The 21,099-nt window shown below is 52.8% G+C and carries 22 protein-coding genes; 16 read left to right on the top strand and 6 right to left on the bottom strand.

Going from position 1 to position 21,099, the window contains the following annotated elements:
- Positions 1 to 135 precede the first annotated feature (135 nt).
- Together ACFPVS_RS00290 and ACFPVS_RS00285 are read right to left on the bottom strand one after the other, a co-directional pair.
- Positions 136 to 384 (bottom strand): hypothetical protein, encoded by a 249-nt coding sequence (locus ACFPVS_RS00290; protein WP_123804833.1) that lies wholly within the window; start codon positions 382 to 384, stop codon positions 136 to 138.
- A 290-nt stretch (positions 385 to 674) separates the two neighbouring features.
- Positions 675 to 866, bottom strand: coding sequence for a hypothetical protein (locus tag ACFPVS_RS00285; RefSeq protein ID WP_123804834.1), 192 nt, complete (start codon positions 864 to 866; stop codon positions 675 to 677).
- Positions 867 to 1,265: 399 nt separating this feature from the next.
- Here ACFPVS_RS00285 and ACFPVS_RS00280 point away from each other — a divergent pair, with 399 nt between their 5' ends.
- Positions 1,266 to 2,582 carry a TolC family outer membrane protein gene (locus tag ACFPVS_RS00280; RefSeq protein ID WP_378595088.1) on the top strand — a complete coding sequence of 439 codons (1,317 nt, stop codon included), beginning with the start codon at positions 1,266 to 1,268 and terminating at the stop codon, positions 2,580 to 2,582.
- Positions 2,583 to 2,746: 164 nt separating this feature from the next.
- Here ACFPVS_RS00280 and ACFPVS_RS00275 read toward each other — a convergent pair whose 3' ends face one another.
- Positions 2,747 to 3,925 (bottom strand): phosphoglycerate kinase, encoded by a 1,179-nt coding sequence (locus ACFPVS_RS00275; RefSeq protein ID WP_123804345.1) that lies wholly within the window; start codon positions 3,923 to 3,925, stop codon positions 2,747 to 2,749.
- A gap of 179 nt (positions 3,926 to 4,104) precedes the next feature.
- On the opposite strand from ACFPVS_RS00275, the gene ACFPVS_RS00270 reads away from it, so the two are divergent.
- The 5 genes from ACFPVS_RS00270 (at position 4,105) to ACFPVS_RS00250 (ending at position 8,751) form a co-directional block, all read left to right on the top strand.
- The gene (locus ACFPVS_RS00270; protein ID WP_123804344.1) at positions 4,105 to 5,421 is read left to right on the top strand and encodes a M16 family metallopeptidase; all 1,317 of its coding nucleotides are present in this window, start codon (positions 4,105 to 4,107) and stop codon (positions 5,419 to 5,421) included.
- A 49-nt stretch (positions 5,422 to 5,470) separates the two neighbouring features.
- Complete coding sequence (locus ACFPVS_RS00265) at positions 5,471 to 6,772, top strand: M16 family metallopeptidase (RefSeq protein WP_123804343.1); 1,302 nt, start codon at positions 5,471 to 5,473, stop codon at positions 6,770 to 6,772.
- A gap of 517 nt (positions 6,773 to 7,289) precedes the next feature.
- Positions 7,290 to 8,027: a cation:proton antiporter regulatory subunit gene (locus tag ACFPVS_RS00260; RefSeq protein WP_378595085.1), complete on the top strand. Its 738-nt coding sequence runs from the start codon at positions 7,290 to 7,292 to the stop codon at positions 8,025 to 8,027.
- Positions 7,925 to 8,575, top strand: a complete 651-nt coding sequence (locus ACFPVS_RS00255) for an SLC13 family permease (RefSeq protein ID WP_378595083.1) — start codon at positions 7,925 to 7,927, stop codon at positions 8,573 to 8,575. The genes ACFPVS_RS00260 and ACFPVS_RS00255 overlap by 103 nt, the downstream gene beginning before the upstream one ends.
- The gene (locus ACFPVS_RS00250; RefSeq protein ID WP_378595081.1) at positions 8,572 to 8,751 is read left to right on the top strand and encodes an anion permease; all 180 of its coding nucleotides are present in this window, start codon (positions 8,572 to 8,574) and stop codon (positions 8,749 to 8,751) included. Before ACFPVS_RS00255 ends, ACFPVS_RS00250 begins: the two co-directional genes overlap by 4 nt.
- Positions 8,752 to 8,848: 97 nt before the next feature.
- On the opposite strand, the gene ACFPVS_RS00245 is transcribed toward ACFPVS_RS00250, so the two are convergent.
- The 3 genes from ACFPVS_RS00245 to ACFPVS_RS00235 are packed head-to-tail and all read right to left on the bottom strand — an operon-like array spanning position 8,849 to position 10,512.
- On the bottom strand, positions 8,849 to 9,601 hold the full coding sequence (locus ACFPVS_RS00245) for a hypothetical protein (protein ID WP_378595079.1): 753 nt from the start codon (positions 9,599 to 9,601) through the stop codon (positions 8,849 to 8,851).
- Entirely contained in the window at positions 9,602 to 10,072 is a 471-nt protein-coding gene (locus ACFPVS_RS00240; protein ID WP_123804341.1) for a CYTH domain-containing protein, read from the bottom strand.
- Positions 10,073 to 10,086: 14 nt separating this feature from the next.
- Positions 10,087 to 10,512, bottom strand: a complete 426-nt coding sequence (locus tag ACFPVS_RS00235; protein WP_123804340.1) for a CopD family protein — start codon at positions 10,510 to 10,512, stop codon at positions 10,087 to 10,089.
- A gap of 256 nt (positions 10,513 to 10,768) precedes the next feature.
- Here ACFPVS_RS00235 and ACFPVS_RS00230 point away from each other — a divergent pair, with 256 nt between their 5' ends.
- From ACFPVS_RS00230 to ACFPVS_RS00185, 10 genes are all read left to right on the top strand, one after another.
- Positions 10,769 to 11,044, top strand: a complete 276-nt coding sequence (locus ACFPVS_RS00230) for a hypothetical protein (protein WP_123804339.1) — start codon at positions 10,769 to 10,771, stop codon at positions 11,042 to 11,044.
- 117 nt (positions 11,045 to 11,161) lie between these two features.
- Positions 11,162 to 12,526: a tRNA uridine-5-carboxymethylaminomethyl(34) synthesis GTPase MnmE gene (mnmE, locus tag ACFPVS_RS00225; RefSeq protein ID WP_123804338.1), complete on the top strand. Its 1,365-nt coding sequence runs from the start codon at positions 11,162 to 11,164 to the stop codon at positions 12,524 to 12,526.
- Positions 12,527 to 12,708: 182 nt separating this feature from the next.
- Positions 12,709 to 12,972, top strand: coding sequence for a Kazal-type serine protease inhibitor family protein (locus tag ACFPVS_RS00220; protein WP_378595076.1), 264 nt, complete (start codon positions 12,709 to 12,711; stop codon positions 12,970 to 12,972).
- Positions 12,973 to 13,099: 127 nt separating this feature from the next.
- Positions 13,100 to 15,157 carry a methionine--tRNA ligase gene (gene metG, locus ACFPVS_RS00215; protein ID WP_123804336.1) on the top strand — a complete coding sequence of 686 codons (2,058 nt, stop codon included), beginning with the start codon at positions 13,100 to 13,102 and terminating at the stop codon, positions 15,155 to 15,157.
- Positions 15,158 to 15,337: 180 nt separating this feature from the next.
- On the top strand, positions 15,338 to 15,670 hold the full coding sequence (locus tag ACFPVS_RS00210) for a zinc ribbon domain-containing protein YjdM (protein ID WP_123804335.1): 333 nt from the start codon (positions 15,338 to 15,340) through the stop codon (positions 15,668 to 15,670).
- Positions 15,671 to 16,103: 433 nt separating this feature from the next.
- A complete protein-coding gene (locus ACFPVS_RS00205) occupies positions 16,104 to 17,213 on the top strand; it encodes an ABC transporter substrate-binding protein (RefSeq protein ID WP_378595243.1) in 1,110 nt (369 codons plus the stop codon).
- Between the two features lie 185 nt (positions 17,214 to 17,398).
- Positions 17,399 to 18,433, top strand: a complete 1,035-nt coding sequence (locus tag ACFPVS_RS00200; RefSeq protein ID WP_123804334.1) for a FecCD family ABC transporter permease — start codon at positions 17,399 to 17,401, stop codon at positions 18,431 to 18,433.
- 165 nt (positions 18,434 to 18,598) lie between these two features.
- Positions 18,599 to 19,822 carry an ABC transporter substrate-binding protein gene (locus ACFPVS_RS00195; protein WP_378595073.1) on the top strand — a complete coding sequence of 408 codons (1,224 nt, stop codon included), beginning with the start codon at positions 18,599 to 18,601 and terminating at the stop codon, positions 19,820 to 19,822.
- An 11-nt stretch (positions 19,823 to 19,833) separates the two neighbouring features.
- Positions 19,834 to 20,628 (top strand): ABC transporter ATP-binding protein, encoded by a 795-nt coding sequence (locus tag ACFPVS_RS00190; protein WP_123804333.1) that lies wholly within the window; start codon positions 19,834 to 19,836, stop codon positions 20,626 to 20,628.
- 30 nt (positions 20,629 to 20,658) lie between these two features.
- A complete protein-coding gene (locus tag ACFPVS_RS00185; RefSeq protein WP_123804332.1) occupies positions 20,659 to 21,090 on the top strand; it encodes a pseudoazurin in 432 nt (143 codons plus the stop codon).
- Positions 21,091 to 21,099 lie beyond the last annotated feature (9 nt).

Below are 21,099 nucleotides of genomic sequence, written 5' to 3'. Positions count from 1 at the left end.
ATAGGGTAATGGCGGTTATGTTATAGATGAAAAAATGATATAAAAAACCTATATTACTTTCCGACATTCTGAATGTTGACAGCCTTATGATTTAAATGTCATCAATACGGCAAACCGTTTTGCTGCACAAACGGTTTACCAGTCGTTCCAGCCGGCGGCAAAACCTCCGATGGCACCAATACCTCCACCGATTACCGCGCCACCTGCCGCACCTCCAGTTACGGTCAACGGTGCTAACGGTCCGCCTAAAAGGCCAAGTCCTGCTCCGGCAAGGCCGCCAACCGCAGCTCCCGCACCGGCACCAGCTACGGCACTTCCTATTGCGTCTACCCATCTGCCGCCGCCGGAAACAAGATCCAGTTCATTCAAAGTGATTTCGCACATGATCTACTCCTTTAAAAATAAAAGTTATTTAATTGAAATACTTATTTATCGCCCAATTACTCAAAAGACCCAAGGCCATAAATATCACAAAGGATTTGGCGTAAACAGCCGTTTCATTCCATGAAAAACCCTTTGTGAAGGTTTCATAAAGCCACACTACAGGAATCAGTACATAGAATGCAATAAAGATAAACAAGCAGATTTTTAGCGATACATGCAGCATGTGCTTTCCTATCTTTTCCAAATCCTTAGGGTTTCATTAAATTACCGATGGGAAATTTGTTTAATACTCAGTTGTTGCGTACCGCATCACGTGCGTTTTTCCAAATAGTGCTGATGCGGTCACCTTCGGCCAGACCGTTGTCGACGGCTTTCCACCAATCTTGTGCATCTTGCTTGAATGCCTTCCAGTCGGCTTTAAAGTCACCCCAATTGCAGCCGCCGGCCACTTGCTGCAACTCATGTTCTTTTAAAGGTTTCATTTCATACTCCTTAAAAAAATCAAATAATCAATCTTTCAATAATACTGCTTTGCAGCATAGTACGATGTTAGTGTGTGATTTCTTAATTTTGTTTACCGGTTTTCAGAATATTTTTGAAAACGTTTATTAAATTTTATTTATTTTCAATGCATATTCAAAATTTTATTTTCATAAATAAATCAATGCTGTTTGGTTTTTAACCTTACCACAAGTCAATTTAGGACAACGGTCAATTACATCTGTATGTAAATAATTTTGATAATTATTTTTATAAAGTAAAGAAGGATTTGTTTTCGTTAACCCGTATAGCATTGAGTCCGCATGATTTGGGTAGATTGAAAACTAAATCTAATAATTCGCCACTAAGGAAGGTGTTTAATTTGATTTGAGATGTGTGCCGTGTCGAAATTAAAACGATTGCCGCTGGTATTTGTATCGGTTTCTTTATTGTCGCCTGCCGTTGGGGCATTTACTTTGAAAGATGCTTGGGAAGCGGCGTTGAAGTATTCTGCCGACTTTTCTGCAGCAAGAAACGGGCGTGATGCAGATGCGGAGAAAAAGCATCAGGCACGTTCGCAGCTTTTGCCGCAGATTACGGCCAACGGGATTTATCAGACGCAGCCTAAATCGCTTTCTTCCAACACCCGCTCGGCCGGTTGGAATGTGCAGGCTCAGCAGGTTTTGTTTGATAAGAGCCGTTTTTCGCAATACAAGCAGGGTAAGCTCGCCGAAGAAATGGCTGACTTGCGTTTGGCCGGAAATGAAGGCAAATTGAGGATGGATGTGGCCAAGGCTTATTTCGATGTTTTGCTCAACCGCGACAAACTTGAGGCGATAAGGGAAGAAAAGGCCGCCTATTCGCAGCAGTATCAGCGTGCGCAGGAGATGTTCAAGCAAGGGGCGGCCACTATTTTGGATACCAAAGAAGCCGAGGCCGGTTTTGATGCGGCTTTGGCCAAAGAAGTGGATACCTACAACCAGCTCATTGTTGCCAACAATATGCTGGCCAACCTGACCGGCCTTGATCCTACCCGCATCAGCCCGATAAAACGCAACCGCATGCCCGTCGATTTACTGGCCGGTACGAAGGAGCAGGACTGGCAGGCTTTGGCCGAGGCGAATAATCCGGATTGGGCATTGCAGCGCAAAACATTGGAAAATGCCGCCGAAGCGGTAAAAGAGGCCAAAAGCGGACGCTGGCCGACGGTCACCTTGTCGGGCGGTTATCAGGATAACCACAATACCTATAATTACGGTGGCGGCATGGGCGACATGAAATACCGCAGCAAAGGATCGACACTCACGCTTCAACTGAGCGTACCTTTGTTTACGGGCGGGCACATTTCCAGCCGTATCCGCGAAGCGGCCTCGCGTGAATTGCAAAACAGGGATTTGCTCACCGCCGCCGAACGCAATACCAAACTGGCGGTCAGACAGGCTTACGAAAATACGCGGGGCGGACGCATGCAGACCGAAGCACAGCAAAGGCTGCTGGAAAGCAATCAAGCCAAGCTGGAAGCAACGCGCATAGGCCGCCAGGTAGGCGTGCGTAATAATCTGGAAGAAACACAGGCGCAACAGGCGGTGGCTGAGGCCGCGCAGAAACTAGCGGAAGCACGTTACGCTTATGCACAAGCCTATTTGCAATTGCTGCAGCATACGGGCGTGTTAGACAGTCAGGAACGTGTCAATCACATCAATTCGGTGCTGTTTTAAACGTTTCGATCAAACGGTTTACAAAAAATTTTGTGTTATGAGCTGGAAAAACCAAAAGGCGACTAATCCGTTTGTGTTGTTTTAAAATAAAAGAAAAGGCCGTCTGAAACCTTGTTCAAACAACGTTTCAGACGGCCTCGGATTATCTGTAGTCGAAAGATATATTACGCGCCGCGTTTTTCCAAAACCGACACGGCCGGCAATTCTTTGCCTTCCAAGAATTCCAAGAACGCGCCGCCGCCGGTGGAAATGTAGCTGATTTGGCCGGTGATGCCGAATTTGGCAATCGCTGCCAAAGTGTCGCCGCCGCCGGCAATCGAGAAGGCCTGACTCTCGGTAATGGCTTTGGCCACGGCTTCGGTGCCGCCGGCGAATTGATCGAATTCAAATACGCCGACCGGGCCGTTCCACACAATGGTGCCGGCGTTTTTCAACACTTCGGCCAAGGCTTGAGCCGATTGCGGGCCGACGTCCAAAATCATGTCGTCTGCGGCCACATCGTCAATCGATTTGGTTTCGGCAGCAGCTGTTTCAGCAAACTCTTTGGCGGTCACCACGTCGGTCGGCAGCGGCACAGAACCGCCTTTGGCCGCCATTTTGGCCAAGATTTTTTTCGATTCTTCCACCAAATCGGCTTCGGCCAGCGATTTGCCGATGGCTTTGCCTTCCGCCAGCAGGAAGGTGTTGGCGATGCCGCCGCCGACAATCAGCTGATCCACTTTGTCGGCCAATGATTCCAAAATGGTGAGCTTGGTGGATACTTTGCTGCCGGCCACAATCGCCACCAACGGGCGCGCCGGTTCTTTCAAGGCTTTGCCCAAAGCGTCGAGTTCGCCTGCCATCAATACGCCCGCGCAGGCCACCGGTGCGGCTTGTGCCACGGCTTCGGTTGAGGCTTGGGCGCGGTGGGCGGTGCCGAATGCGTCGTTGACGAACACGTCACACAAAGCGGCGTAGGCTTTGCCCAATTCCAAATCGTTTTTCTTTTCGCCTTTGTTGATGCGCACGTTTTGCAGCATGGCAATTTCACCGGCTTGCAGATCAGGCGCATTTTCACGCCAGTCGTTCAGCACCTTGACTTTTTTGCCCAAGAGTTTGCCCAAATGTGCACCCACAGGAGCGACATCGTCTTCCGGCTTAAATTCGCCTTCGGTCGGGCGGCCGAGGTGGGTCATCACGATCACTGCCGCACCATTGTCCAAGCAGTAGCGGATGGATTCGAGCGAGGCACGGATGCGGGTGTCGTCGCTGATTTGGCCGTCTTTAAACGGCACGTTCATGTCGGCACGGATCAGAACGGTTTTGCGGTTGACGTTTTGGTCGGTCAGTTTCAAAAATGCCATGATGTTTCCTTTGTATGAATGGAAAAAAGCGGATGAAATCAGGGCTATTATCCGCCATCACGGAAATCGGGTAAAGGGTTTGGGCCGTCTGAACGAGCTACTGTGAAACCGTGCAAACGCGCTTTATCATTTTGATGGAAATGTTTATCATTCCATCAATTGCAACGATGAGGAAAACCATGTTACGCAAAACCGTCTGGCTGGCCGTGCTGGCCATTGCCGTGCCTGTGTGGGCGCAAACGTTGTCGCAAACCCTGCCTAATGGGTTGAAAGTGATTGTCAAAGAAGACAAGCGCGCGCCGGTGGCGGTGTCGCAGCTTTGGTATAAGGCCGGCAGCGTCGATGAAAAACCGGGAAAAAGCGGCCTGAGTCATGCGCTGGAGCATATGATGTTTAAAGGCACGCCGTCGGTGCCTGCGGGCGAATTCAACCGCCGCATTTCGGCTTTGGGCGGTGAACTCAACGCCTACACCAACCGCAGCGAAACCGTGTATTACGAGAACATTTCCGCCGCCAACCTGCCGGAAGTGTTGAAACTCGAAGCCGACCGCATGCAGAACCTGAATTTCAGCGACAAAGATTTCATCAACGAAATGAGCGTGATTCGTGAAGAGCGCCGCCAGCGCAACGAAGACACCGCCGCCGGCAAAATGTGGGAACACATTTTCCTCAACAGCTTCACCAAGCCGTCGATGCGCGCCAGCGTGATTGGCTATATGGATGATTTGCATACGCTCAAGGCTGATGATTTACGCGATTGGTACCGCCGGTTTTACGCACCTAATAATGCCACCTTGGTGATTGTCGGCGATGTCGATGCCAAGCAAACCATTCAGACGGCCTCAAAATTATTCGGCAGCATTCCCGCCAAAACCCTGCCGCCGCGCAACGATTTGAGCGAACCTGTCGAGCGCGGGCCGGTGTTTGCCGAAACCACGTCCGCCGTCACCCGTCAGCCTTTGGTGGCTTTGTCTTACCGCGTACCTGCCTTGCAGGACATCAGCGACACGCTGCCTTACGCGCTGGATGTGTTGAGCGATATTTTGTCGGGCAATTCGTCCAGCCGCTTGGATAAAAATCTCGTACGCGGCAAGCAAACCGCTTTGAGCGTGGATGTCGACTACGATATCTTGAGCCGCGAAATGCCGCTGTTCAATGTGGTGGCCATGCCGAGCAACGGCGTGAGCGAACACGATTTGTTGGCCGCCATGCGTGCCGAAATCCAAGACATCGCCGACAACGGCGTGAGCAAAAACGAACTCCGGCGCGTCAAAACCCGCATGATGAGCAGCGAAATCTACGCGCGCGATTCAATGACCGCGCAAGCATCGTTAATGGGGCGCTTGGAAACACGCGGTTTCCGGTATAGCGATGAAGCCGAAATCCGCCGCCGTCTGCAAAAAGTGACCTCAGCCGACGTGCAGGCCGCCGCCAAATTGTTGACCGACAAGCGCTCCAGCGTAGTCGTGGTGAAACCGCAGACAGCGGCAAAATAATCAAAAGGCCGTCTGAGACATTCAGACGGCCTCAACCGAAAGGATAACCATGTATTCTAAAACCTTACTGCTCGCGCTGGCCGTCTTGCCGCTGACTGCCCAAGCCGCCGTCGACATCCAGCGCTGGGACACACCGGAAGGCACGCAGATTCTGCTGGTCGAGCGCCGGGAAAATCCGATTGTCGATATGGAAATCAGCTTCAAAGGCGCGGGCGGCGTGTTCAATCCGCCGGGCAAAAGCCAAGTGGCCGAATTCACCGCCGCACTGCTGACCGACGGCACGAAGACACTTGATGAAGAAGCCTTCAATGAAAAAGCCAACGACATCGCTGCCAACATCGATAGCGGCAGCAGCCACGAAACTGCCGCCATCAGCTTCCGCAGCTTGAGCCAAGCCAAAAACCTGAACCAAACCCTGGCCTTGGTCAACGAATCCTTAACCGCACCGCGCTTCGACCCGGCCGTATTTGCCCGCCGTCAAAAGCAAGCCATTACTGCTTTGCAGCAGCAGGAAACCACGCCCGATTTTGTCGCCGGGCGCGCATTTACCAAGCTTGCTTACCCGAATCACCCTTACGGCAGCGATGCTTATGTGACGGCGGAGAGCCTGAAAGCCGTCACGCTTGATGATATCCGCGCCTTCCACCGCACACATTACGGTAAAGACAATGCCGTGGTGGCGATTGTCGGTGATGTCAGCCGCCGCCAAGCCGAAAAAATGGTGCAAACCGCATTAAAAGGCTTGCCGAACACCAGTCAAGCGGGCAGCGACATTGCGCCGGTGCAACCGAAAACCGCCCAACGCCGCGACATTCCGTTTGCCGGCGAACAGGCGCAAATCATTTTGGGTAGGCCGCTGATTAAACGCCGCGATCCCGATTATTACGCTTTGGTGGCGGGTGATTATGTATTGGGCGGCGGCGGTTTCGACAGCCGGTTAATGAACCGCCTGCGCGACCAAAAAGGCTATACTTACGGCGTGTACAGCAGCCTGATGCCGCTCACCGAAGCGGGCGTGTTCAGCATCAGTTATTCGACGCAAAAGAAAAACACCCGCGCTTCTTTGGCCGATGTGCAAGCGGTGGTGGAACAATTCATCGCAGAGGGGCCAACCGAAGCCGAGCTAAAGCAGGCCAAAGCCAACATCATCGGCAGCTTTCCGCTGCGCTTCGATTCCAATGCCAAACTGCTGAAATACTTAAGCCTGATTGGTGTGCATAATTTGGAAAGCAGCTATTTGCAAGATTATCCGAAAGCGGTGGAAAAGCTTACTACTGCGCAAGTCAAAGAAGCGTGGCAGCGTCGGCTGAAATTCAGCGATCTGCATGTAGTGGTGGTGGGTGCGGAATAAATCTTGTGTTCTCCACAGGCCGCGCTTTTGTAAAAGCTCATGAGCCGCCAATAAAAACCAAGGTCATTCCTGCCTATCCGGGGATGACCTTGGTTTTGTTTGCGCCGGCTTTCGAAAGCGTTTTGCCAATCTCAAGCCGTTTGAAGTGTTTCAGACGGCCTGTTTTTTCATCAAGCCATATTGTGTTGATGAAAATTTTACCTTCTTAATAACAAGGAATTGTGTAAGATGGCAAAATTCAACTTACGGAATCATTATCACTCATTCCCGAGAAGCATAATGCATGAAAACCGAGCATAAGGAAAAACAATGACATTGGAAATCGGTTTGACTTTATTGATTACTGCGCTGGCGATTGTGATGTTTGCCACCGAAAAAGTGCGCATGGATGCGGTGGCGATATTGTTGATTGTGTCGCTGGCGGCAACAGGTTTAATCGACAGCAAAGAAGCTTTGAGCGGTTTTAGCAATTCATCGACCATCACCGTGGCGGCGATGTTTATTCTCGCCGCCGGTGATGTCGATGTTCATCAGCAATACTGCCGTGGTAGCGGTGTTTATCCCGATTGTGCTGGCTTCGGCCCACAAAATCGGCATGGCGCCGTCCAAAGCCTTGATTCCTTTGTCGCTGGTGGCGCAGATGGCCGGTTTGACCACGCTGATTGGCACATCGGGCAATCTGTTGGTCAACGGCATTGCCGAGCAGCAGGGCGCAGCGGATTTCGGCGTATTTGATTTTACTCTTTTCGGCTTGCTGCTGTTGGCGGCGGGCTGTGTGTATTTATTGCTGGCGTACCGCTTTCTGCCCGATACCCACATGCAGGAAAACGACAGCCGTTCCAACGGTCATTATGTGGCCGAGTTCCAAGTGAAACAAGATTCTCTGCTCATTGGCCAAGCCATCAGTGATTCGGCCATGCGTAAAGAATTTCACGCTTCTCCACAGGCCTTAATCCGCCGCGGGGAAAAATTATCGCTGCCCGCGCATCAGACAGTGCAGGCGGACGATGTGCTGCTGATTCGCGCCGAACCGGAAAATTTGCTCGGCCTGCAACAGCAATTCGGTTTGGAGCTGCACGACAATCAGGACAACAGCCATCAGGAAGAACAGGATTTGGTGGTGGTCGATGCCATGATTGCGCCCGGTTCCGATTGGGCGCAAGAGCGGCCGGATACGCTGCAAGACGACGGCTGGAACCGCAGCGTGCAGGTGATCGGCGTGCAGCGACGCGGCAACATCGTGCGCAAACAATAGGCCGTCTGAAATTCAAAGTCGGCGATATTTTATTGTTGGTGCCGCGTAAAGACATCGACGATTTCCGCCGCGATTCGGCTTTTATCGTGTTGGCCGAAGGTGAAAAACCGATGCCGAACAACTGGCGCGCGCCGTTTTCCATTTTTGTCATGCTGGCGGTGGTGACTGTGGCCGCCTTTGAATGGGCGCACATCAGCATGACCTCAATGATGGGTGCGGTGGCGATGGTGGCCGCAGGCTGCTTGAGCGCCGAAGCGGCCTATAAAGCGATTAACTGGCGCATCATTATTCTGTTGGCGCTGTTGGCGGGTTTGCTGCCCTTGGGTTTGGCCATGACCGAAACCGGCGCGGCGCAATATGTGGTGGATCACACCGTCGGCTTGGTGAAAGATTCCGGCCCCTTGTTGGCATTGGGCGCGCTGTATTTGGTGACCAAGCTGCTGACCGAATTCATGAGCAATTCCGGCGTGGCGGTGTTGTTTGCCCCGATTGCCATTTCCACGGCCAAGATGCTCGGCGTGAATCCGGAACCGTTCCTAATAGGGTGATGTTTGCCGCCGGTGCCAGCCTGATGACGCCGGTCGGCTATCAAACCAATACCATGGTGTACGGCGCAGGCGGCTACCGCTTCAGTGATTTTGTGAAAATCGGTTTGCCGCTCAACGTGATTTTGATGGCATTGACCTTATTGTTGATACCGATGTTTTGGTCGTTTGAAGGATAGAGAGCGTTGCAAATGTCCCATCTTTGGCACATTTTTTCATAAAGATAAGCAAAGGCCGTCTGAAGTTTCAGACGGCCTTTGTTTATCAACGATCAGCCTAATGCAGGCTCTGCCAATATGCCCACGCCGCTTGCAGCATATCGCGCTGCCCGGCTTCGTGGCCGTATTCGGTTTCGATATTGACGTAGCCAATGCCGTGTCTGGCCGCATAGACTGACAGCGAACCGTCATCGGCCACGTCTTCCGTTTGTTGCACCACATTGAAGCCGTGATGTTTGAAAAATGCAAACGCGCGCGGGTCGGTGACATAAAAATAATCGTCTTCATCGTGTTGCGGCTGGATAAACACAGGCGCACCGGTGCCGGCCAAAGGGTCAAGCGCATAGCTTTCGATGTTGGTGGCGCCGTCGGTGTTGTTGTGCAGCACGATGATGAAATCGGCCGGCCGCAGGGCGTTTAACACCGCATCGGCAAAGGCGGCGGTGTGTGCGGCGGTTTCGTTAAGGCCGTCTGAAAGCGTGGCGGCGCGCCCTTGCGGCGAGTAGATGCGGTTGGGGTCGAAATCGGCATACGATTCGCCGAAGCGAAACGAAATACGGCGCGTGCCGTGGTGTTCCAACGCAATCAGACACACCGGATAGCGGCGCACCGCTTCCAGCGCGACCTGCTTGGCGGTGTATTCGTTGTCGTGCGGGTGAAACAGGAACACGCCCGCCGCTTCGGGGTGGCAATAGCGCGTGATGTGTACCGTATCCGCCGCGCTCAAGGGGTAAACTTGGCGGTGGACATCGGGTTCGGCGGCCAATGCGGGCAGGGCGCAGATGAGCGATAAAGCGAGCAGCAGGCGCAATTAACGCTCCCAAGAGGCGTAAGGGTGTTTGCTCAGATAAGCATTGGTGAATTTGCCGTCGGATGTAATCTCTTCGCCCAGCCAATCGGGACGGGCAAACGCGGCATCTTCAGACGGCAATTCGATTTCCGCCACAACCAGCGGTGCGTTGTCACCGAAATATTCGTCGATTTCGTAAAGAAAACCTTCAAATTTGACGCGGTAACGGCGTTTTTCCATCTTAAACGGACACATCGTCGCCATCATCGTTTGCGCGTGTGCCAGCGGGATTTCATATTCAAATTCGCTGCGGCTCACATCGGAAATATAGCCCTTCAGCGTCAGCCACGCTTGATTATCGATGATGCGCACGCGGATGGTGCGCTCTTTTTCCACGCTCAAATAACCTTGCTGCAGCGTTTGCGGCGCGGATGCGGTGCGGCGCCAGCCGTCGTTTTTCAATAAAAAACGGCGTTCGATTTCAACAGACATTTTCAGACGGCCTTTCAAAACGGTTTGAATACAACCAAATACAGCGCCAAAATCATCAGCAATACCGGTACTTCATTAAACACACGGTAAAACTTATGCGAATGGCGGCACGCATGCTGCTCGAAGCGGCGCAGGTGGGCGCGGCAGATGTGTTGGTAGCCGATCAGCAAAATGCCCAAAGCGGCCTTGCCATGCACCCAGCCCATAGACCACCAGCCGGCGACAAACGGAATCGCCAAGCCGCAAACCACGGCCAATATGCCCAAAGGCGACATAAATTTATAAAGCCGCTGTGCCATACCCACCAGCCGTGCGTATTCGGCGGCTTCGGTTTGCGGATTGACCTGCGCCAAGTTCACATAAATGCGCGGCAGGTAAAACAGCCCGGCAAACCAAGAAATCATAAAGAAAATATGCGCCAGTTTTAACCATAAATACATTAAATACATTTTTCAGACGGCCTCCTAATCAGATAGACATTATTGTAGCCTTAAATCCACACATACCGCTAAAATCCGCCCTGTTTTCCATCATCAATCCTTAAAACCAACAATTTTGTAGAATATAAACCGAAATTTCCCTAGCATTCCCTGCCGCATGATGACGGCACCCAGCAGATTTTGCTAAAATGAAGAAAATATACCATGTGATTATGCAAATTAAGATAATCACCTCACAATTACGGAAAAAATAAACATGAAACAATTTGAAATCAACAGCGGCGTGAAAAAACGCCTGAATGATTATTTGGCGGCCAAACAAACCGACTTGAAAACCGCGATGGATGACCAAACCAGCAATGGCGAAGTGGCCGCGATTATCCACGAAGGCCTGCCGATGATGGTGCGCAAAATTTATTCTTTGGAAAAAATGAAAGATTTTTTCTGGAACAAAAAAGACCTGATGGTCGAATTCGTCGCCATGCGTTTGGCGGCGGCGGATAAAGCCAAACCGGCGAAGAAAAAGCGTTAAGCTAAATGGAATGTCACACTCAGTTGAGTGGGAAAAACATTTGTCTCAAGGCCGTCTGAAATCCTTTTCAGACGGCCTTTGCTATAATCCCCTTTATTTATCCGAAAAGAGACGGCCATGTCTGCACCCAATCCCACCATAGCCGCCATCGCCACCGCGCCCGGCCGCGGCGGCGTCGGCGTGATCCGCTTGTCCGGCAAAGATTTGCTGCCCTTGGCGCAGACATTGAGCGGCGGTAAAACACCCAAGCCGCGCGTGGCCTTGTACACCGATTTTCTCGATGCCGACGGCCAAGCCATCGACAACGGCCTGATGCTCTACTTCGCCGCGCCGGCCAGCTTTACCGGCGAAGACGTGATTGAATTGCAGGGCCACGGCGGGCCGGTGGTGATGGACATGCTGTTGCAGCGTTGTTTCGCCCTCGGTGCCAAAGCCGCCGAGCCGGGCGAATTCACAAAACGCGCTTTTCTCAACAACAAGCTCGACTTGGCGCAGGCCGAGAGCGTGGCCGACTTGATTGATGCCTCGAGCAAATCCGCCGCCCGCATGGCTTTGCGTTCGCTCAAAGGCGCGTTCTCGCAGCACATTCAGGCGCTGGTCGATGATTTGATTACGCTCAGAATGCTGGTCGAAGCCACGCTGGATTTTCCCGAAGAAGACATCGATTTTCTCGAAGCCGCCGATGCGCGCGGCAAGCTGGACGAACTGCAAGGCCGTCTGAAAACCGTGTTGGCCAGTGCCGAACAAGGCGCGATTTTGCGCGAAGGCATGAATGTGGTGTTGGTCGGTGCGCCGAATGTCGGCAAATCCAGCCTGCTCAACGCTTTGGCCGGCGACGACATCGCCATTGTCACCGACATTGCCGGCACCACCCGCGACACTGTGCGCGAACAAATCACGCTGGACGGCGTGCCGGTGCACATCATCGACACCGCCGGCCTGCGCGAAACCGACGACGTGGTCGAACAAATCGGCATTCAACGCAGCCAAAAAGCCGTCAACGAAGCCGATGTGGCGCTGATTCTGATTGACCCGCGCGAAGGCATCAACGCCAAAACCCAAACCATTCTCAACGGCCTGCCCGAAGGCTTGAAGCGCATCGAAATCCACAACAAAGCCGATTTGACCGGCGACACCGTGGAAAAAATTTCAGACGGCCTCACCCCAACCGGTGCCGACACCTTAATCAAACTTTCCGCCAAAACCGGCCAAGGCTTGGATTTGCTCAAACAAACCCTGTTGCAGGAAATCGGCTGGCAGGGCGAAAGCGAAAGCCTGTTTCTCGCCCGCAGCCGCCATTTGACCGCCTTGCACGCCGCTGAAGCCGAGCTGGAAAACGCCGCACTGTGCGGCAACCACCAAATCGAACTCTTGGCCGAACACCTGCGCTTGGCGCAAGTGGCGTGCAGCGAAATCACCGGCGAATTTACCGCTGACGATTTGCTGGGCGTGATTTTTTCACGGTTTTGTATCGGTAAATAAACACAGGCCGTCTGAACACAACCGTTTTTCAGACGGCCTGCCGGCAAACCGCCGGCCGGGCATGCCTGCCCGGCGTAGGGCCGAAAGCTGAATATAAAAACCATCGGCCAAGCATGGCTGATCTACATGCTGTGCAAAAGGCTGTGCAATCCCAATCTATTGTCTGCCAAGAAAGGAAACGCATGAAACGCTTATCCGTCCTTGCCGCCCTGATGCTGCTTGCGGCCTGTCACCACACTCCGTCGGTTCCGACGCCGGCCGGGCCTGCAATCCAAACCGCTTCCTGTAAAAAAAGCATCTGCACGCGCGAATATGCTCCTGTTTGCGCCACTATCCAGACGGACGGCCGCACTGTGCGGCAAACGTTCGGCAACCGTTGCAGCGTGTGCAGCGATAGCGGCAAAATCCTCAAGCTGGAAAAAGGCGCGTGCGGTGAGGTGCGTTAAACCCGAAATCCAAAAGGCCACAGGCCGTCTGAAAGTCAGTCAACTTTCAGACGGCCTTTTGTTCGCCAAAATACAGCGAAAACGTTATAATCCTTCATCTTTATTGATTGTTTCCAAAGCATAAACCATGACACGAAAAATTCTAGTGACTTCCGCCCTGCCGTATGCCAACGGCAGCATCCACTTAGGCCACATGGTCGAACACATCCAAACCGACATTTGGGTGCGTTTTCAAAAATTGCGCGGCCACGAGTGCTACTACTGCTGCGCCGACGATACCCACGGCACGCCGGTGATGCTGGCGGCGCAAAAACAGGGTTTGCAGCCGGAAGGCATGATTGCCAGAGTGCGCGAAGAGCATTTGGCCGACTTTACCGGCTTCGGTATCGGCTACGACAATTACTACAGCACCCATTCGCCTGAAAACAAAGCGTTTTCCGAAGAAATCTACCGCGCCTTAAAAGCCAACGGCAAAATCGAAAGCCGCGTTATTGAGCAGCTTTTCGACCCTGAAAAACACATGTTCCTGCCCGACCGCTTCGTCAAAGGCGAATGCCCGAAATGCCACGCCAAAGACCAATACGGCGACAACTGTGAAGTGTGCGGCACCACTTATTCACCCACCGAATTGATTAACCCCTATTCCGCCGTATCCGGTGCCGCGCCGGTGTTGAAAGAATCGGAACACTTCTTCTTCAAGCTGGGTGAATGCGCCGACTTCCTGCAAGAGTGGACTTCCGGCACCAACGCCTTGGGCAAACCGCATTTGCAGCCCGAAGCCTTGAACAAAATGAAAGAATGGTTGGGCGAAGGCGAAGAAACCTCGCTGTCGGATTGGGACATTTCCCGCGACGCGCCTTACTTCGGCTTTGAAATCCCCGATGCGCCGGGCAAATATTTTTATGTGTGGCTGGACGCACCGGTGGGCTACATGGCCTCGTTTAAAAATCTGTGCGACCGCCTCGGCTTGGATTTCGACGAATTTTTCAAAGCCGACAGCCAGACCGAGATGTATCACTTCATCGGCAAAGACATTCTGTATTTCCACGCGCTGTTTTGGACGGCCATGCTGAAATTCTCCGGCTACCGCACGCCGAGCGGCATTTTCGCCCACGGCTTTTTGACCGTGGACGGCCAAAAAATGTCCAAATCGCGCGGCACGTTCATCACCGCCAAATCCTATTTGGACCAAGGCCTGAATCCGGAATGGATGCGCTACTACATCGCCGCCAAGCTCAACAGCAAAATCGAAGACATCGATTTGAATCTGAACGACTTTATCAGCCGCGTCAACAGCGACTTGGTTGGCAAATATGTCAACATCGCCGCCCGTGCTTCCGGTTTCATCGCCAAGCGTTTTGAAGGCCGTCTGAAAGACGTATCCGACAGCGAATTGCTGGCCAAGCTCACCGCGCAAAGCGAAGCCGTTGCCGAGCAATACGAAAACCGCGAATACGCCCGCGCCCTGCGCGACATCATGGCTTTGGCCGACATCGTGAACGAATACGTGGATGCCAACAAACCTTGGGAATTGGCCAAACAAGAAGGCCAAGACGCGCGCCTGCATGAAGTGTGCAGCGAATTGATCAACGCCTTTGCCGTGTTGACCGCCTACTTGGCACCGGTATTGCCGAAAGTGGCCGAAAACGCCGCCAAATTCCTGAATCTGGACGCGATTACCTGGGCAAACACCCGCCAAACCTTGGGCGAACACGCCATCAACAAATACGAACACCTCATGCAACGAGTGGAGCAACAGCAAGTGGATAAGTTAATCGAAGCCAACAAACAAAGCATCCAAGCCGCCGCCGAAGCCGCGCCTGCCGAAGCGGGCAAATTCGCGCCGGTGGCCGAGCAAGCCGGCTTTGATGACTTTATGAAAATCGACATGCGCGTGGCCAAAGTGCTCAACTGTGAAGCGGTAGAAGGCAGCACCAAACTGCTGAAATTCGATTTGGATTTCGGCTTTGAAAAACGTGTGATTTTTTCCGGCATCGCCGCCTCTTACCCGAATCCGGCCGAACTCAACGGCCGCATGGTGATTGCCGTGGCCAACTTTGCCCCGCGCAAAATGGCCAAATTCGGCGTGAGCGAAGGCATGATTTTGAGCGCGGCCACGGCAGAAGGCAAACTGAAATTACTGGATGTCGATGCCGGTGCGCAACCGGGCGATAAAGTCGGCTAAGGCCGTCTGAAATCGGATGTGAGGCTGGCATGACAAAGATTGTGTTCATACCAGAAATCGCTTTTTTCACCGGTCTTTTCAGGTGAGGGCAGGCTGTCTGAAAACTTTCTTTCAGACGGCCTGTTTCGTTTATAATGCTGTCAAATCATCTTAAAATAGCCAGAACAAAAAGGAATCACCATGTCACTCCCGCCATGCCCGCAATGTCAATCCGAATACACCTATGAAGACGGCGCCAACTTGGTTTGCCCCGAATGCGCCCACGAATGGCAAGCCGGCGAAGAAGCCGCCGATGATGCTTTGTCGGTAAAAGATGCCAACGGTGCCGGGCTGGTTTGCGGCGATACCGTGGTGCTGATTAAGGATTTGAAAGTGAAGGGCAGCTCGTCGGTCATCAAGCAGGGCACGAAAGTGAAAGGCATTCGTTTGCAGCAAGGCGACCACAATATCGGCTGCAAAATCGACGGTTTCGGCGCGATGAATTTGAAATCCGAGTTTGTGAAAAAGGCTTGATTTTGTTAAATAAATGCCTGTTGATAATATAGCAAAGGCCGTCTGAAACGTTTCAGACGGCCTTTGCTATATTTGTTATCACGGTATTTGCTTCTCTTTTGTTAGGCACGAATTGGGCTAAACAGGCTGAGACCTTTGCAAAACTAATGACGGCCTGTGGGTTTTTTATTGGTGTTCATGAGGTTTTGCAAAGGTATCAGGCTGCCCACTTCGGTTCTGATTATTAACAGATAAAAGCCCACCGACAGCGCGCATCGTTTCATGATTCAGGCTGAGTGGTTGTACCTTTCAGCAACATTAAAGACTAATATCAGATATAGCGTAAACTTTTCAGACGGCCTTTTGTTTATTTCTTCACTTGATTTATTATTTGTTTTCGTATATTTTAACGGAACAGGAATTATTTTTATTTATTAATTGGAAGGGATGTATGATGAAACTTGTACGCTTGTCTTCTCTTGCTGCGGTTGCGGCGTTATCGTTGGGAGCGGTGTCCGCTTATGCCAAACCGGTGCAGATTACCGACGCGGCCGGCCGTAAAGTAACCGTGGATTTACCGGCCAAGCGCGTGGTATTGGGCTTTTATTATCAAGACTATATGGCCATCGGCGGCAAAAATGCGCTGAATAATGTGGCCGGTTTTTCCAAAGCGGTGTGGTCGGATTGGGCGCCGCCAAGCTGGGCAGCGTTTAGCAAAGCCGTGCCGAAATTGAACCAGCTCACCGACGTGGGCGAAGTGGAAGTCGGCACCTTCTCGATTGAAAAAGTATTGGCCTTGAAACCGGATTTGCTGGTGTTGGCCGATTGGCAGTATCAGGCTTTGGGCTCGGATCTCGACCGCATCAATAAAGCCGGCATTCCGGTGGTGGTGTTGGACTACAACGCGCAAACTGTGGATAAACACATCAAATCGACCCACCTCATCGGCACTTTGACCAGCCAGCCGCAAAAAGCCGCCAAGCTCGCCGCCGATTACAAACGCATTGTCGATACCATTCAAAGCCGCGTGAAAAAAGCCGGTTTGCCGAAACCTAAGGTATACACCGAATTCGGCAACAAAGGCCCGGCCGAGCACAGCTTCACCTTCGGCAAGAGCATGTGGGGCGCGATGGCCACGCTGGTGGGCGGTGACAACATCGCGGCCAAAGCGGTGGAATACTACGGGCCGATTAATCCGGAATTGGTGTTGGCCGCCAAACCTGACGTGATTGTGATTACCGGCCGTGAAACCGAGGTGAAGAAAAACCCGCAAGCAATGGTATTGGGCTGGGGCATTAATAAAGCCGATGCCGATCGCCGCTTGGCCGGGTTCACCAAACGCCCGGGTTGGAACAATTTGCCGGCCGTGAAAAACAACCGCGTTTACGGCGCTTACCACGCCAATTCGCGCACGCTTTCAGACGGCGCTTCGATTCAGTTTATGGCCAAAGCGATTTATCCGCAGCTCTTTAAAGACCTGAATCCGGAAAAAACTTATTTGGATTTCTACCGTCAAAACCTGCCGGTGGTGCCGAGCGGTACGTTCTATACTTATCCGCGATAAGACATGATTGATGCGGCAGGCCCGTGCTTGCCGCCTTATCGCTTTTCAGACGGCCTGATGCCGCATATGGCTTGATTTGCCCTGTGTGGCCGGAGTCCGTTTTTTCAGACGGCTTCATGATAAAAAGGCCGTCTGAAAAAGCGGTTTCTTACCTTTATCCCCCATTCCTTTTAAAACGATTCATCATGATCCCTACCGCCGCCGATATTGTCAAAAACCAGCGCGCCTTGGAGCGCAAACGCTGGTTGGTTGTTTGTTCTTTTCTGATTATCAGCCTCATCGGTTTCGTATTCGACATTGCGACCGGCCCTTCCATGCTGCCGGTGGGCGAAGTGGTGAAATCGCTGCTGAACATGCAAGGTGCGGATGAAATGAGCAAGGTGATTGTGTACGATTTGCGCCTGCCGATGGCGGTAATGGCCTTGGTGGCCGGCGCGGCTTTGGGCGTGGGCGGGGCGGAAATCCAAACTTTGCTGAATAACCCGATGGCCAGCCCTTATACGCTGGGCTTGGCGGCGGCGGCCGGTTTGGGGGCGTCGCTGGTGATTGCCTTTGGCGGTTTCGGTTTGCCGCATGCGTTTGCCGTGCCGATTGGTGCGTTTGTGATGACCATGCTGGCGGCGGGGGTGTTGTTTGTGTTTGCCTCGATTCGCCGCTTCAATTCGGCCATGCTGGTGTTGGTGGGGATTGCTTTATTGTTTTTGTTCCAGTCGATTTTGTCGCTGATTCAGTTTATTGCCGCGCCGGAAATTTCGCAGCAGATTTTGTTTTGGCTGTTCGGCAGTCTGACTAAGGCAACGTGGGAAACGGTGATCGTTACCACCGTGGTGACCGCCGTGTGCGTGAGCCTGTTGGCGAAAGACGTGTGGAAACTCACCGCCCTGCGTTTGGGTGAAGAGCGGGCCGCCGGTTTGGGCATCAACCTGCAACGCCTGCGCATTCAAACCTTGGTGTTGGTGGCGGTGATGACCGCCACGGCGATTAGCTTTGTCGGCGTAATCGGCTTTATCGGCTTGGTCGCACCGCATGTGGCACGCATTCTGCTCGGCGAAGATCAACGCTTTTTCCTGCCCGGCTCGATGCTGGCGGGCGCGGCGTTTTTGTCGGTGGCCAGTGTGTTGTCGAAAGTGATTATTCCCGGTGCGCTGTTTCCGGTGGGGATTGTGACCTCGTTTGTCGGCGTACCGTTTTTCTTTTGGATTGTGTTAACCAAGCGATGAGTTTCAGACGGCCTTTTAATAGCCGTTGCAAATAAAAACGATACAGCGTGGCCGGCTCCCTGATGTACTTGATGTACACGGCGGTTGCTGCCTTGTGTGATTTCTATTTTAAACGACTATCCATCATCAGGCCGTCTGAAAGAAACCAGATAGAGAGATAAACCAATGAAACCTGTTTGCCGTATTTTAGCCGCCGCCGTATTCAGCTTGGCCGCACTCACCGCGCACGCCGAAGTGAAAACGCTCACCGATGTGCGCGGGCGTGAAGTGCAAGTCGATGTGCCGGCCAAGCGCGTGGTGTTGGGCTTTTATTACCCCGATTATATTGCCGTGACCGGTGCGGATAAGTTTGAAAACGTGGTCGGCATTTCGCGCGAATTTTGGGAAAAGTTCAACCCCGGCAGTTGGTCGCTTTATTCTGCCAAAATCCCGTCGCTGCAAAACATCGGCGACATCGGCAATGTGAATACCGGCACGTTTTCGTTTGAAAAAACCTTGGCTATGAAGCCTGATGTGGTGGTGTTGGCCGATTGGCAGTATGACACGCTCAAAGAAGAAATGCCGCGTTTTGAAAAAGCGGGCATTCCGGTGGTGGTGGTCGATTTCAACGCGCAAACGGTCGAGCGCCATACCGCCAGCGCCAAGCTTTTCGGTGAAATCGCCGGCACGCCCGAACGCGCCAAGCAAGCCGCCGACGAATACGCCCAAGGCATGGCCGATATTCAAAAACGCGTGGCCGGAGCGGGCAAGCCCAAGCCGAAAATCTACATTGAGTTCGGTGACAAAGGCCCGGCCGAACACAGCTTCACCTTCGGCAAAAACATGTGGGGCGCGATTGCCGATACCGTGGGCGGCGACAATATTGCCGCCGCGTTTATCAAAGATTGGGGGCCGATTAACCCCGAGCAGTTTCTTGCCGCCAAGCCCGATGTGGTGATTATTTCCGGCACCGAAGTCGGCCTGAAGCAGCCTACTTCCATGGCGATGGGCATTGGCATTGCCGCCGACGAAGCGCAAAAACGTCTGAAAGGCTTTACCGGGCGCGCCGGTTGGGCAGACATTCCGGCGGTTCAAAATGGCCGCGTATTCGGCATTTATCACACCGCTTCGCGTTCGTTGTCTGACTTGGCCTCCGCCCAATTCATCGCCAAAGCGTTGTATCCCGATGCCTTTGCCGACGTGAATCCGGAAGAAACCTACCGCGAATTCCACCGTAAATATCTGCCGGTCGAGCCGCAAGGCACGTTCTTCATCCGCTTGGGCTGCGGCGGTTTGGACGACTGCAACAACCAGGCCGCTGCCGATACTGTCCCTGAGCAAGCCGAGCCTGCCGGCGAAGTTTCATTATGGCAGCGCATTAAAAACTGGTTTGCCGCCCTCTTTGCTTAAGGCCGTCTGAAATGATTCAACTTGAAAACGTACACATCCGCCGCGGTCATTTTGTGGTGGCCGACCAAATCAACCTGACATTCGAGCCGGGCAAGGTTTACACCATTCTCGGTTCCAACGGCGCGGGCAAATCATCGCTGTTGAAAACCCTGTTCGGCGAAGTGAAACACCAAGGCAGCATCCGCTACAAAGACGAGCATTTGAGCAAACTCAACCTGCAAAGCTGGCGCAAACGCATAGGCTATATGCCGCAAAACACCTTTGCCGAAGCCGCACTGACCGCTTTGGAAGTGGTGCTGCTCGGACGCATGGACGGTTTGGGGCTGCATGTGGGCGACGAAATGCTGCACGAAGCGGCGGGCATCATGGAATCGCTCGGCATTGCCCATCTGGCGCATCATGATGTGATGAACTTGAGCGGCGGCCAGCGGCAATTGGTGATGTTTGCCCAAGTGATGATGCACCGGCCGGAAATCCTGCTGCTCGACGAGCCGGTGTCGGCGCTGGATATGCACCATCAAATCAACCTGCTCGAACGCGTGGCCGGTTACACCCATGCCAACGGCCTGACCACGCTGATGGTATTACACGATTTGAGCTTGGCCGCGCAGTTTTCAGACGGCATTGTGCTAATCGGCGGCGGCAAAGTGCATGCCGAAGGCGCGCCGAAAGACGTGTTGCAGCCCGAATTAATCAGCACGCTGTATCAAGTAGATGTCGAATTGCTTTACGACCGCTTCGGCGCGCCGGTGATCCGCCCTTTACGAAACAGGCCGTTTGAAAACAGCCAAACCTTTACCGCTTAATGTGTTTGCGTCTATGAAAAGGAAACCGAAATGAAAAAATCCCTGTTTGCCCTGCTGCTGACCGCATCAGTCAGCGCGTTTGCCGCCAATCACGAAGTGAAAATGCTCAACAACGGCGCCGATGGCGGCATGGTGTTTGAGCCGGGTTTTGTTAAAGCCGCCGTCGGCGACACCGTCACCTTCAAGCCGACCCACAAAGGGCATTGGGTGCAGAGCAAAGCCGTGCCTGAAGGTGTGGAAAACTTTTTATCGGAAGAAGATCAAGAATTTACCCTGAAGCTGACCAAAGAAGGCGTGTATGTGTACACCTGCCCGCCGCACCGCCTGATGAACATGAACGGCGTGATTCAAGTCGGCAAACCGGTCAACCAAGTCCAAGCGCAAGCGGCGGTGGACGAAATGGAAAAACGCGCTATGCAGAATAAAGGCCGTCTGAAAAAATATTGGGAACAAGTGAAATAACCAAAGGCG

Source organism: Neisseria weixii (genome assembly GCF_042658245.1).
GTDB lineage: Bacteria > Pseudomonadota > Gammaproteobacteria > Burkholderiales > Neisseriaceae > Neisseria > Neisseria weixii.
This window is presented reverse-complemented; position numbering and strand designations above follow the sequence as displayed.